This is a genomic window from Mitsuokella jalaludinii (assembly GCF_928722185.1).
GTDB classification, from domain to species: domain Bacteria; phylum Bacillota; class Negativicutes; order Selenomonadales; family Selenomonadaceae; genus Mitsuokella; species Mitsuokella jalaludinii.
In genome coordinates, this window is the sequence record NZ_CAKMXA010000001.1 from 434,674 (window position 1) to 448,249 (window position 13,576).

Genomic DNA, 13,576 nt, shown 5'->3' on the forward strand with positions numbered 1-13,576 from the left:
CCTGCCGCCATGACCGATATATGTCCACACATCATTTTTATCTGAAAAGGAGTTGTTCATTATGAGTCCAGAAGCACTTGGAACGTGGGGCCCGATCGTCGTCATGATCGCGATCTTCTACTTCCTGCTCTACCGTCCGCAGAAAAAGCAGCAGAACCGCCGCCGCGCCATGCTCGACAACCTCAAGAAGGGTGACCAGGTCATCACGATTGGCGGCATCTACGGCACAATCGTGGAGCTCGGCGACACGTCGCTGAAGCTCAAGATTGCCGACGGCGTCGTCATCGAGGTCGTGCGCTCGAGCGTCAATGCCAACGTCACGCAGCAGGAGGCCGCCTGATGACGCCGCGCGAGCTGCACGAAGTGAAGCTCGCCGAGAAGAAGGCACTGCGCCAGAAGATGCTCGCCTTCCGCAAAGGGCTGACGAAAGAGCAGCACGAAGCGAAGAGCCGGGCCATCCTAGCGCGCCTCTACGAGGAGCCGCGCTTCCAGCAGGCAAGGACCATCTTCGCCTACGCCTCGATGCCCGACGAAGTCCAGCTCTACGATCTGCTCGCCCATGCCCTCAGGGAGGGCAAGCGCGTCGGCCTGCCGCTCATCACGGGCAAGGGGCTCATGGAAGCCGTCAACCTGCCGTCGCTTGCGGCGCTCGTGCCGGGCAAGTTCGGCATCCTGACGGTCCGCAAAGAGGAGCAGAGCATCATCCCGGCAGACGAGGTCGACTTTGTCGTCGTGCCCGGTGCGGCATTCTCGCCAAAGGGAGAGAGGCTTGGCCTCGGCGGCGGCTACTACGACCGCTACCTCATGGAGAAGGCGCCGCAGGCCTACCGCGCCGCACTGACCTTCGACGGCCAGGTCGTCGCGAGCGTCCCGATGGAAGCGCATGATGCGAAAGTCAATCTGATCCTGACGGAAACGCGTCGGATTGAACCAAATACATAGACCACGTAGAAAGGGTTGTGAAACGTTGAGAAAGAATAGTCTCATCAAACTCATTGTCTGCATCGTGGCAATCGTCGGCTTATTCCTTGCATTCGTCCAGCCTCTGGCCAATTCCATCCGCCAGGGCCTCGACCTGCAGGGCGGCACGCATGTCGTGCTCGAAGCTGAGGACACCGATGTAGCAAAAGTCAACGATGATGCGATGAACCGCGTCGTCACCATCATGGAGAAGCGCGTCAACGCGCTGGGCCTCACGGAGCCGATCATCCAGCGTGAGGGCGAACGCCGCGTCATCATCGAGCTGCCGGGCGTCAAGGACCCGGATGCGGCCATCAAGACCATCGGCAAGACGGCCATGCTCGAGTTCAAGGACGAGGACGGCAATACGGTGCTGACCGGTACTGACCTCAAGGACGCGCAGGCCGCGACGAACCAGCAGAACGGCCAGAACGTCGTCAACCTTGAGTTCACCGACGAGGGCGCGAAGAAATTCGCCGACCTCACGACGAAGAACGTCGGCCGCACGATCGCCATCCTGCTCGACGGCGAGGTGCTGACGGCGCCGAATGTCCGCGAGCCGATCCTCGGCGGCAAGGCTGAGATCTCAGGCCAGAAGACGCTTGAGGAGGCACAGAACCTCGCCGTCGTCCTCCGCAGCGGCGCGCTGCCGGTCAAGGTCAACATCATCGAGACGCGCACGGTCGGCCCGACGCTCGGCCAGGATTCCAAGGACAAGTCGGAATTTGCCTTTGCCATCGGCCTCGGCGCTGTCCTCCTGTTCATGATCCTCTTCTACCGCATGTCGGGCTTCATCGCCGACATCGCGCTGATGGCCTACACGCTCATGCTGCTCGGCCTTCTCTACCTGCTCGATGCGACGCTGACGCTGCCGGGCGTTGCCGGTATCATCCTGTCCATCGGTATGGCCGTCGACGCGAACGTCCTGATCTTCGAGCACTTCAAGGAGGAGTACCAGATCCAGGGCAAGACGCTGCGCCTCTCGATGGAGGCGGGCTTCAAGCGCGCCTTCACGACGATCTTCGACTCGAACATCACGACGATCATCGCAGCGGCCGTCCTGTTCTTCCTCGGCACGGGCACGATCCGCGGCTTCGCCATCACGCTGGGCCTCGGCACGGTGCTCTCGATGTTCACGGCCATCACGCTGACGCACTACATGCTCAAACTCATGGTCGATTCAAAGCTCTTCGAGAAGCCGGGTGCCTACGGTGTCACGGGCTTCATGCTCTGGAAAAAAGAGGATTTGCAAAAGGAGGATTTGAAGAAGAATGCTTAAATTCGATATAGCAGGTCATCGGAAAATCTGGTTCCTCATTTCCGCTTTGATCATCATCCCGGGCCTCATCTGCATGGCTGTACGCGGCTTCAACTTCGGCATCGACTTCACCGGCGGTACCATCATCGACCTCAAGTTCAATCAGCCGGTCAGCATCGCAGAGGTCCGCACGAGCCTCGCGAAGTACGACCTCGACGATGCGACCATCCAGCTCTCGGGCACCCAGTCGGACGTCAAGGAGTCGGAGAACGTCATGATCCGCACGCGCGATCTCGAGGAGGACCAACGCAAGGAAGTCATGGCGACCATCAAGAGCGATGTCGGCGACTACAAGGTCCTGCGTGAGGAGAAAGTCGGCGCGACAATCGGCGGCGAGCTCATCACGAATGCCATCCTGGCACTCGTCGTCTCGTGGGCACTGATCATCCTCTACGTCGCTTACCGCTTCGAGCTGCGCTTCGGCATCGCCGCCATCCTCGCGCTCATCCACGATATCCTCATCGTGCTCGCGGTCTTCTCGCTGACACAGCGCCAGATCGACTCCTCGTTCATCGCGGCGCTCCTGACGATTGTCGGTTACTCGATCAACGATACCATCGTCATCTTCGACCGCATCCGCGAGAACCTCAAGCTGCACTTCCGCCGCGGCGGCGACATCAACCAGCTCGTCGACCGCAGTATCTACCAGACGCTGACGCGCTCGCTCTACACGGTCTTCACCGTCCTCTTCACGACGGCCGCCCTCTATTTCTTCGGCGGCGATACGACGAAGGACTTCGCGTTCGCCCTGCTCGTCGGCTTCACCGTCGGCTGCTACTCGTCCATCTTCATCGCCAGCCCACTCTGGGTTGTCTTCCGCAACTGGGGCGAGAAGAAAAAGCACCAGCCGAAACCAGAAGCTGCTGCATAACTCTATACAAGCTCTTGCAAGAGACTGCTGTCACGGCAGTCTCTTTTCTTTGTAATTCGCACGGTTGATTCGCTTTACATCGAGGAAAGGGGAGGGGGCTGTATTTCAGCTTCGTCGCGGCAGGGACGTGCAGCCTCAAGACAGATTGTCGTAGCAGGGAGGGAACCCTTCCGGTTTCGTCACTCTGTTAAATGGGGCGCATGGCACTTCATACCCCTGAAGTCCATTCGCCGCCTGCCACGGCGTTCCTACATCCGTGTCCCAGCAAGTGCGTGGTGCGCCCCATCCCTGCGGGCAATCACGCCGTTCCTGCAAGCGGAAGGGTTCCCTCCCCGCTCAGATACGCCGCGGAATCTCGCCGCACGAAAGCTCGGTGCGCATCCGCAGGTATGAGCTCTGGCCGGGGGATGTATTTCACCTGCAGGAGCGCAGTGACCACCCGAAGGGCTGGCCCCCCAGACGTTCTTTTTAGGTACGACGATGTCAGAACGCCGCGTCAGGCGGCGAAGCAACTTGAGAGGGCGTTGCAGCATGGGGGGCATTTAACGGAGCGACGAAGCTGAAATACATCCCCCCGGCCCTTTGCCAATAGTTTCTCGATTAAAGAATGTTGGTACGGTGTATCTTATAAATTTTAGTTGTCATGTTTTTGCTTTTCCTGTATGATAGAGAGAAACATTGTAAACTATGATATAATAGAGGCAACGTAAATCACGTAAGTAACACGTAAGTAAATAGATACGGGAAATAAAGAGGGATAGAAGTTGTATAAGAAGTGGAAATTGTATGAGCCGGTGCCGGAGCTAGCGGCATTTGCGCGCAAGATCGGCCGGGACACGACGGTGGCGGCTCTTTTGTGGCACCGCGGCATCCGCACGCGCGAAGAGGCACAGCTCTTCCTGCATCCGGAGCAGTTGCCTTTTTGCGATCCCTTCCAGATGCGCGACATGGACAAGGCTGTCGCGCGCATCATGCGCGCTCTGGAGCAGGGCGAGCACATCACGGTCTACGGCGACTACGACGTAGACGGCATGACGGCGACATCGCTTTTGACGCGGACGCTGCGCAAGGTTGGGGCGAGGGTCGACTTTTACATCCCGGACCGCATGACAGAGGGCTATGGCCTCAACCGCAAGGCGCTCGAGGCGATTGCCGAGCACTCGGACCTCTTGATCACGGTCGACTGCGGCATCGCGTCGGTCGCGGATGTCGCAGCGGTACAGGGGGCGGGCCACCTCGACATCATCATCACGGACCATCATCTGCCCGGCAGCGAACTGCCGCCCGCCTGTGCGGTGCTCAACCCGCATCGCGCGGACTGCCCGTATCCCGACAAGGATCTCGCCGGTGTCGGCGTGGCTTTCAAGCTCTGCCAGGCTCTCGACGCGAAGCGCCGGGGCGCAGAGTGGGACGGTCAGTCTGTCTTTCTCGATGATCTCGAGCTCGTAGCACTCGGCACGGTGGCAGACATCGTGCCGCTGCGCGGGGAGAACCGCCGCATTGTCAAGCAGGGCATGGCCCGCATGGAGGCGACTTCGCTGCCGGGCATCGCAGCGCTCGTCGAGGTCGCGGGCCTCAAGGACAAGAAGATCACGGCAGGCCATCTGGGCTTCCTGCTCGCGCCGCGACTCAACGCAGCCGGGCGCATCGAGTCGGCGAGGACGGGCGTCGCACTGCTGACGGCAGAGGACCGGCAGACCGCCGACAAGCTCGCGCTCGAGCTCGACATGCTCAACACGGAGCGCCGCGAGATCGAGCACAAGATCTGCGAGACGGCAGAAGAGGAGCTTTCCGGGCTCGACATGGCGGCGGAGAAGGCCATCGTCGTCGCGGGCAAGGGCTGGAATCCCGGCGTCATCGGCATCGCGGCCTCGCGGCTCGTCGACAAGTTCTACAAGCCGACCATCGTGCTCTCCATCCAGGAGGACGGTGTCTGCCGCGGCTCCTGCCGCAGCATCGAGGGGCTCAACATGTACGAGGCGCTCTCTGCCTGTAAGGAGCACTTGCTGCAGTTCGGCGGCCACGCGATGGCGGCTGGCCTCTCGTTGCGCGAAGAGGAGCTGCCTGCCTTCCGCGAGGCATTTGCCGCCTATGCGGGCGCACATCTCTCAGAAGAGGACTACGAGCCGAAAGTCTCGGTCGAGTTCGAGATGATGCCAGAGGAGCTGACACTCGACCTCGTCGAGGAGCTCTCGCTGCTCGAGCCGTACGGCATGGGCAACCCTAAGCCGTACTTCGGCTGCCGCAATGTGCGCGGCCGCGAGGCCATGGCCATCGGCCGCGATCAGACGCATCTGCGCTTCAAGCTCGGCACGGACGAAGCGCCCGTCACGAGCCTGATGTGGAATCGCGCCGATCTCGCGCCTTCTGTGAACCGCGAATCGCTCGACATCGTCTACGCACCGGCCATCAACGAGTGGAACGGCCGCCGCAGCCTGCAGTGCATGGTCGAGGACATGAGCCCGGCAGAGAGCGAGCGCGTCTTCCCCGACAAGGAGCTCCTGCGCGATGTCTACCGCTTCCTCTACGGGTTGCAGAAGATGCAGGGCAGCATCCCCTTTGAGACGGCGGCGCTTGCCGCGCGCTTCTGCCAGTCGTTCCATCATATTTCTCTCTATACGATGGGCGCGGCCTTGCGCATTTTCCAGGAATTGGGTATCCTAAGAGAGAATCTTGATGAAAATCACTATTATTTGCCACCCGTTCAGGGCAAGCAGGGAAAAATGGAACTGGAGGCGTCGCCGACGTATCGGCGCCGCAAGGTCATCTGACAGGGAAAGCAGGGACCTCGCATCGCGCGGCGAGTCTGCGCGATGACGCAAAGGAGTGGGACGTATGAATGACAAAGAGAAAGAACCGGTGACTATCGAGATGATTCTCGACGCCGTGAAATCGTATTCGCCGAAGGCCGACCTCGACCTCATCCGGCGCGCCTATGAACTCGCGAGGAAGGCCCATGAAGGGCAGACGCGCGTGTCGGGGGAGGCCTACATCATCCACCCGCTGCACGTCGCCCAGATCCTCACGCAGCTGCACCTCGACGATGCGACCATCAGCGCGGCGCTCCTGCACGATGTCGTCGAGGACACGATCTACACGAACGAGCAGATGAAGGAGATGTTCGGCGACGAGGTCGCGATGCTCATCGACGGCGTGACGAAACTCGGCCGCCTGCAGTACAAGTCGAAAGAGGAGGCACAGCTCGAGAGCTACCGCAAGATGTTCCTCGCGATGGCGAAGGACATCCGCGTCATCATGATCAAGCTGGCCGACCGCCTGCACAACATGCGCACGCTCAAGTACATGCGCGAGGACAAGCAGAAGCGCATCGCGCGCGAGACGATCGAGATCTACGCGCCGCTCGCCAACCGCCTCGGCATCTCGAGCATCAAGTGGGAGCTCGAGGATCTCTGCCTGCGCTATCTGGAGCCGGAGATCTACTACGATCTCGTCGAGAATGTCAAGCAGAAGCGCAAGGAGCGCCAGAGCTTCATCGATACGTCCATCGAGCAGATCAAGGAGAAGCTCGCGGAGGCGAATATCAAGGCAGATATCAGCGGCCGCGCGAAGCACTTCTACAGCATCTACAAGAAGATGAAGCGCGACAACAAGGACCTCAGCGAGATCTACGACCTCTCGGCCGTCCGCGTGCTCGTCGACTCGGTCAAGGACTGCTACGGCGTGCTCGGCGTCATCCACGCGATGTGGAAGCCGATCCCGGGCCGCTTCAAGGACTACATCGCCATGCCGAAGTCGAACGGCTACCAGTCGCTGCACACGACGGTCATGACGCGCGGCTATCCGCTCGAGATCCAGATTCGCACGTTTGCGATGCACCAGGTATCGGAGTTCGGCGTTGCGGCACACTGGAAGTACAAGGAGGCGGGCAAGGGCGCGAAGGCGACGGGCGCCGTCGACCAGAAGATGAGCTGGCTGCGCCAGATGGTCAACCTGCAGCAGGAGCTCAGCGACCCGAAGGAGTACTTCGAGGCTTTGAAGGTCGATGTCTTCTCGGACGAAGTCTTCGTCTTCACGCCGAAGGGCGATGTCGTCGACCTGCCGAAGGGCTCCATCCCGATTGACTTCGCCTACCGCATCCACACGGAAGTCGGCCATCACTGCGTCGGCGCGAAGGTTAACGGCAAGCTCGTGCCGCTCGAGTACAAGCTCAAGAACGGCGACATCGTCTCCGTCATCACCAACAAGGCCAACAACGGCCCGAGCCGCGACTGGCTCAACATCGTCGCCTCGTCGGAAACGCGCAGCAAGATCCGCTCGTGGTTCAAGAAGGAGAAGCGCGAGGAGAACATCGAGCAGGGCCTCGAGCTCATCAAGGATGAAGCCAAGCGCCTCGGCTACGCGCCAAAGACGCTCTTGAAGGAAGGGCGCCTGCAGCAGGTGGCCGAAAAGCTCAACAACCTCAGTGAGGACGACCTGCTCGCGGCGCTCGGCTACGGCGGCATCACGCTGCGCAGTGTCATGACGAAGCTCATCGAACTCTACAAGAAGGACCTCAAGGAAGCCACACCGCCCGATGTCTCGAAGATGCTCTCCGAGCTCAAGACGCCGCAGCACAGCAGCAAGCGCAACCGCTCGAGCCACGGCGTGCTCGTCGAGGGCGAGAGCGGCTTGCTCGTCCGCCTCGCGCGCTGCTGCAACCCGATCCCCGGCGACCCGATCACGGGCTTTGTCACGAAAGGCCGCGGCGTCTCGGTGCACCGTTCGGACTGCCCGAATGTCCTGCGCGACAACGACCTCTCACGCATGATTGAGGTCAGCTGGGATATCGGCCTCGATAAGGACTACACCGTCGAGATCGAGATCGTCTGCAACGACAAGAGCGGCGTGCTCGCAGAGCTTTTAGCCGTGCCGTCTGAGATGAAGATCAACATCCACAGCGTCAACGCCAACCCGAACCGCAGCAACAAGACGTCGACCGTCGTCATGGGCCTCGATGTCAAGAATGCGACACAGGTCGCGCAGATCATGACGAAGATGCGCCGCCTCAAGAATGTCTACAGCGTCTCCCGCGCGCTCAGCAGCCATCCGGGGCAGTGAGAGCGCGGAGGCACAGCAAAGGTCTATCCCAGATTCCTGGATTGTATTTTTCTTACATTCTTGTTATAATATATACATTTGAACGTACGATATCCTGTGCAGGGATTGAGGGCTGACAGGAATCAATAGACGCTAGAAAAGGGGACTACATTATGTCACAGACTTTCACGATGGACGACCTCAGGCGGATGCTGCAGGAGCGCCAGCACAAGATGACGCCGCAGCGCCAGGTCGTGCTCCAGATCATCCTCGACCATCCGGGCGAGCATCTCTCGGCCGAGGATGTGCACGGCATCCTGCGCGACAACAAATCCGAGATTGGCCTGGCCACGGTCTACCGCAGCCTCGAACTGCTCTCGGAGCTCGGCATCCTGCAGAAGATGGAGTTCGGCGACGGCTGCAGCCGCTACGAAGTCAACAAGACGGACCCGTCAAAGCACCATCACCATCACTTGATCTGCACGAACTGCGGCAAGGTCATCGAGTTCCAGGACGACTTCCTGGAGCCGCTCGAAGAGGACATCAAGAAGAAGCTCGGCTTCACGGTCAGCGACCACCAGGTCAAGTTCTTCGGCCTCTGCAAGGAATGCCAGGAGGCCCAGCAGTGACGCAGGAGAGACGATTGCGCGTCCGGACCTTCACGCTGAGCGACCGCAAGGAGATCATCTCGAAGATCGTGCGCGAGGTGCTCGTGCTCTTCAAGGTGGAGATCGTGGGGCGCAGCGGCGAGGCCGACTATCTGCAGCTCTCCGTCGTCAACCACCGACTGCCCGATACGGCAGACGGGCGCGTCGTCATGGAGTCGAGGCTCATGCTCTTTGACTGCAGCGGCAAGGAGACGTCCTTCACGCGCCGCAGCACGGGTGCGCTCGACGAGCGCGAGGGCGCGGCCGTCAACCGCCTGATCAAGCTGAATCTCTACCATATCTTCCGCGAAGAACTCGACATGCCCCAGGCACTCTGGGGCATTCTGCATGGCGTGCGTCCGACGAAGATCGTGCACCGCTGGATCCGCGGCGGCATGGGAGAGGAAGCAATCATCGAGCGGCTGCAGCAAGACTACGCCTGCAGCGAGGGAAAGGCCCGCGTCATCGTGCCGATGGCCTTCCGCCAGCTGCCGTTCCTCGCGCAGTCCGACGAGAAGACGGTCAGCGTCTACATCGGTATCCCGTTCTGCCTGACGCGCTGCCTCTACTGTTCCTTCCCGTCGAACATCCTGCCCGGCAAGAAGCGCGTGCAGGAGTTCCTCGCCGTGCTCCAGAAGGACCTGCTTGCGGCCAAGGACGCCATCGAGCACTACGGCTTTTGCGTGCAGAACATCTACGTCGGCGGCGGCACGCCGACGAGTCTTCCCGATGAAGCCTTTGCTGAAATGCTCAATATGGTATATAATGCTTTCTATGGGCCTTCTATCGTAGAATTCACGGTGGAGGCGGGCCGCCCCGACAGCATCACGCCCGCGAAGATTGAGACGATGAAGCGCCTCGCTGTCTCGCGCGTCAGCGTCAACCCGCAGACGATGCAGGAGAGGACGCTCCGCCGCATCGGCCGCCAGCACACGCCGGAGGACGTCGTCACGATGTTCCACGCGCTGCGCGAGGCGGGCATCCCGCACATCAACATGGACCTCATCCTCGGGCTTCCCGGCGAGACGGCCGAGGATGTGCGCGACACGATGGAGAAGGTCACGGCACTCGGACCCGATGACATCACGCTGCACGCGCTCGCCCTGAAGCGCGGCTCGCGACTCAAGCTCCTGATGGAGGAGCAGCATGTCGAGCTGCCATCTGACGAAGAGACGCGCCGCATGTCGGAGATCGCGATGGCCTATGTCAGAAAGACTGGCATGCACCCGTACTACCTCTACCGCCAGGGCTACATGAGCGGCGACCTCGAGAACGTCGGCTGCTGCCGCACCGGTGCGGAGGGCATGTACAACATCCAGATCATGGAGGAGCATCAGACCATCATCGGCATCGGCGGCGCGGCGACGACGAAAGTCGTCGACTTCCGCAGGAAGCGCATGAAGTCCTCGTTCAATGCGAAGGACCTCGTGACGTACCTGCGCGACATCGACATCTACATCGAGAAGCGCCGCCAGCTGCTCGACGAGGCGTACGGGCCGCAGTCATGAGATAAGCAACCAACAACCATATCAATACATACAGGGGGAACGATTCATGCTCACCAATGCCCCTAGGGGAACAAAAGACATTCTGCCCGACACTGTCGGCGAATGGAATTACGTCGAAGGGAAGATCCGCGAGATCTGCGGCCGCTATGGATTCGAAGAGATCCGCACGCCGCTCTTCGAGCACACGGAGCTCTTCCACCGCGGCATCGGCGAAGGCACGGATGTCGTCGACAAGGAGATGTACACGTTCGAGGACCGCGGCGGACGCAGCATCACGCTGCGCCCGGAGAACACAGCATCCGTCGTGCGCGCGTACCTGCAGAACAAGCTCTACGGCGACGCTTCGCTCGTCAAGCTCTTCTACATCGGCTCGATGTTCCGCTACGACCGCCCGCAGGCCGGCCGCATGCGCGAATTCCATCAGTTCGGTGTCGAGTCGCTCGGCGAGGAGAACCCGATGGCCGATGCTGAGATCATCATGCTGGCCGTCGACTTTCTGCAGTCGCTCGGACTCAAGGACCTGAAGCTCAGCCTCAACTCCGTCGGCTGCCCGAAGTGCCGGCCGGTCTACCGCAAGGTCCTGCAGGACTACTTCCGCGACAAGCTCGACGACCTCTGCGAGGACTGCCAGGACCGCTTTGAGCGCAGTCCGCTGCGCATCCTCGACTGCAAGGTCGACGCCGACAAGCCGTACATGAAGGATGCGCCGAAGATTACGGACTGCCTCTGCGACGAGTGCCGCGAGCACTTCGAGAAGGTCCAGAGCTACCTGACGGATGCCGGCATCTCGTTCGAGCTCGACCCGCGTCTCGTGCGCGGCCTCGACTACTATACAAAGACGGCCTTCGAGATCAAGTATGCACCGCTCGGCGCCCAGAGCGCTGTCGCTGGCGGCGGCCGCTACGACGGCCTCATCGAGGAGATCGGCGGCAAGCCGACGCCGGCTGTCGGCTTTGCGACGGGCCTCGAGCGCGTGCTCTTAGCCCTCGAGAAACAGGGCCTCATCCCGGAGCAGGAGAAGAAGGCAGATGCCTTTGTCGTCGCGCTCGGTGAGGCGGCCAAGGCCCCGGCCTTCACGCTCCTGACGAAGCTGCGCCGCGCCGGCCTCAAGGCTTCGATGGACTACGCGGGCCGCAGTATGAAGGCCCAGATGAAACAGGCAAACAAGGCGCATGCCCGCTTTGCGCTGATCATCGGTGAAGATGAAGTCAAAGAATCCTGTGTCATGCTCAAGGATATGGAAAAGAGTGAGCAGCAGAAGGTTTCTTTTGATGTTATTATAGAAAAGCTATGTGCTGAGGTGAAAGGTTAATGGAAACATTACAAGGTATGAAGCGCACCCATCATTGCGGTGCCCTTCGCAAGACGGACGTCGGCCAGGAAGTCGTGCTCTGCGGCTGGGTCTCCCGCCGTCGTGACCACGGCGGACTGATCTTCGTCGACATGCGCGACCGTTCCGGTTTCGTGCAGATCGTGTTCGATGAAGCTGCCATGAACGAAGGAACGTTCCACAAGGCAGAGTCCCTGCGCAACGAGTTCTGCATTGCCGTGCGCGGCAAGATTCGTGCGCGCAGCGAGGAGACGATCAACCCGAACATCGATACAGGTGAAATCGAGGTCGTCTGCGCAGAGCTGCGCATCCTCAATACGTCGAAGACGCCGCCGTTCTACATCCAGGACGGCGTTGATGTGGACGAAATGGTCCGCCTCAAGTACCGTTATCTCGACCTGCGCCGTCCGGAGATGCAGAAGAACATCATCCTGCGTCACCGCGTGACGAAAATCATGCGCGACTTCTTCGACCGCAACGGCTTCCTCGAGATCGAGACGCCGATGCTCTGCAAGAGCACGCCTGAGGGCGCCCGCGACTTCCTCGTCCCGAGCCGCGTCAATCCGGGTGAGTTCTACGCCCTGCCGCAGTCCCCGCAGATCTTCAAACAGATCCTGCAGGTCGCCGGCTTCGAGAAGTACTTCCAGATCGTCCGCTGCTTCCGCGATGAAGACCTGCGCGCTGACCGCCAGCCGGAATTCACACAGCTCGATATCGAGATGAGCTTCATGAGCCAGGACGACATCCTGACGCTGATGGAAGGCATGATCAAGGAACTCTTCAAGAAGGCCATCGGCGCGGACGTCCCGACGCCGTTCGAGCGCATGGAGTGGGATACGGCCATGGACAAGTACGGTTCCGATAAGCCGGATCTCCGCTTCGACATGCCGCTCATGGACATCTCCGAGTACGTCAAGGGCTCGAGCTTCAAGGTCTTCAACTCCGTCATCGAGAATGGCGGCATGGTCAAGTGCATCAAGGTTGACGGCTATGCGGACATCCCGCGCCGCCGCCTCGACGACCTCGTCAAGTTCGTTCAGGTCTACGGTGCCAAAGGCCTTGCCTGGATTCAGTACACGGCAGACGGCATCAAGAGCCCGTTCAAGAAGTTCTATGATGATGAGACGTTTGCCAAGATCGCCGAAGCTACGGGCGCCAAGACGGGCGACCTGCTGCTCGTCGTCGCCGACAAGCGCCTCGTCGTCGATACGGCCCTCGGCCAGCTGCGCCTCGAGATGGGCAAGGAACGCAACCTCATCGATCCGGACAAGCTCCGTTTCCTCTGGGTCGTCGACTTCCCGATGTACGAGTGGAGCGACGAAGAGCACCGCTTCAAGGCCATGCACCATCCGTTCACGGCTCCGCGCGACGAGGATATTCCTCTGCTGAACACGGACCGCATGGGCGAGGTCAAGGCCAATGCCTACGACATGGTCCTCAACGGCGTCGAGATTGGCGGTGGTTCGCTGCGTATCTACAACGCCGACCTGCAGGAGAAGGTCTTCGAGTCCCTCGGCCTCACGCCGGAGCAGGCTCATACGAAGTTCGGCTTCATGATGGATGCCTTCCAGTACGGCACGCCGCCACACGGCGGCCTCGCCTTCGGCCTCGACCGCCTCGTCATGCTCATGGCAAAGCGCCCGTCGATCCGCGATGTCATCGCCTTCCCGAAGACGCAGAGCGCGCGCGACGTCATGTCGAACGCTCCGTCGCCGGTTGATGAGAAGCAGCTCCGCGAGCTCTCCATCCGCACGGCCGTCAAGAAAAAAGAGAAGAAAGAAAACTAATCCTTAAGTTTAGCAAGGTTAGTATGGAAAAGCCCCGGGCATCAAAATGGTGCTCGGGGCTTTTTGTGTCAATAGGAGAGAAAAAGTAAGGGAGGCAGCCGGTACTGTCCATAAGCGA

10 protein-coding genes are annotated in these 13,576 nt (G+C 60.4%); all 10 read left to right on the forward strand.

What is annotated here, in order from left to right:
- Positions 1-61: 61 nt before the first annotated feature.
- The 10 genes from yajC to aspS all read left to right on the forward strand — a co-directional run bounded on the left by yajC (position 62) and on the right by aspS (position 13,458).
- Entirely contained in the window at positions 62-340 is a 279-nt protein-coding gene (gene yajC, locus QDI87_RS02010; protein WP_036374644.1) for a preprotein translocase subunit YajC, read from the forward strand.
- Entirely contained in the window at positions 340-942 is a 603-nt protein-coding gene (locus QDI87_RS02015) for a 5-formyltetrahydrofolate cyclo-ligase (RefSeq protein WP_055162629.1), read from the forward strand. The genes yajC and QDI87_RS02015 overlap by 1 nt, the downstream gene beginning before the upstream one ends.
- Positions 943-985: 43 nt before the next feature.
- Positions 986-2,239, forward strand: a complete 1,254-nt coding sequence (secD, locus tag QDI87_RS02020; protein WP_255240779.1) for a protein translocase subunit SecD — start codon at positions 986-988, stop codon at positions 2,237-2,239.
- Positions 2,232-3,149, forward strand: a complete 918-nt coding sequence (gene secF, locus QDI87_RS02025; RefSeq protein ID WP_055162632.1) for a protein translocase subunit SecF — start codon at positions 2,232-2,234, stop codon at positions 3,147-3,149. Before secD ends, secF begins: the two co-directional genes overlap by 8 nt.
- Before the next feature lie 764 nt (positions 3,150-3,913).
- Entirely contained in the window at positions 3,914-5,920 is a 2,007-nt protein-coding gene (recJ, locus tag QDI87_RS02030; RefSeq protein WP_278520766.1) for a single-stranded-DNA-specific exonuclease RecJ, read from the forward strand.
- Between the two features lie 64 nt (positions 5,921-5,984).
- The gene (locus QDI87_RS02035; protein ID WP_036374651.1) at positions 5,985-8,207 is read left to right on the forward strand and encodes a RelA/SpoT family protein; all 2,223 of its coding nucleotides are present in this window, start codon (positions 5,985-5,987) and stop codon (positions 8,205-8,207) included.
- 152 nt (positions 8,208-8,359) lie between these two features.
- A complete protein-coding gene (locus QDI87_RS02040) occupies positions 8,360-8,815 on the forward strand; it encodes a Fur family transcriptional regulator (protein WP_055162638.1) in 456 nt (151 codons plus the stop codon).
- Positions 8,816-8,829: 14 nt separating this feature from the next.
- Positions 8,830-10,341, forward strand: coding sequence for a coproporphyrinogen dehydrogenase HemZ (gene hemZ / locus QDI87_RS02045; RefSeq protein ID WP_255240778.1), 1,512 nt, complete (start codon positions 8,830-8,832; stop codon positions 10,339-10,341).
- 46 nt (positions 10,342-10,387) lie between these two features.
- Positions 10,388-11,653: a histidine--tRNA ligase gene (gene hisS / locus QDI87_RS02050; protein WP_055162643.1), complete on the forward strand. Its 1,266-nt coding sequence runs from the start codon at positions 10,388-10,390 to the stop codon at positions 11,651-11,653.
- Positions 11,653-13,458, forward strand: a complete 1,806-nt coding sequence (aspS, locus tag QDI87_RS02055) for an aspartate--tRNA ligase (RefSeq protein ID WP_055162646.1) — start codon at positions 11,653-11,655, stop codon at positions 13,456-13,458. Before hisS ends, aspS begins: the two co-directional genes overlap by 1 nt.
- Positions 13,459-13,576 lie beyond the last annotated feature (118 nt).

What these genes read in the sequence shown, in the direction of transcription:
- yajC (WP_036374644.1), top strand. Translation starts at nt 62, where the DNA reads ATGAGTCCAGAAGCACTTGGAACGTGGGGCCCGATCGTCGTCATGATC.
- QDI87_RS02015 (WP_055162629.1), top strand. Translation starts at nt 340, where the DNA reads ATGACGCCGCGCGAGCTGCACGAAGTGAAGCTCGCCGAGAAGAAGGCA.
- secF (WP_055162632.1), top strand. Translation starts at nt 2,232, where the DNA reads ATGCTTAAATTCGATATAGCAGGTCATCGGAAAATCTGGTTCCTCATT.
- QDI87_RS02035 (WP_036374651.1), top strand. Translation starts at nt 5,985, where the DNA reads ATGAATGACAAAGAGAAAGAACCGGTGACTATCGAGATGATTCTCGAC.
- QDI87_RS02040 (WP_055162638.1), top strand. Translation starts at nt 8,360, where the DNA reads ATGTCACAGACTTTCACGATGGACGACCTCAGGCGGATGCTGCAGGAG.
- hisS (WP_055162643.1), top strand. Translation starts at nt 10,388, where the DNA reads ATGCTCACCAATGCCCCTAGGGGAACAAAAGACATTCTGCCCGACACT.
- aspS (WP_055162646.1), top strand. Translation starts at nt 11,653, where the DNA reads ATGGAAACATTACAAGGTATGAAGCGCACCCATCATTGCGGTGCCCTT.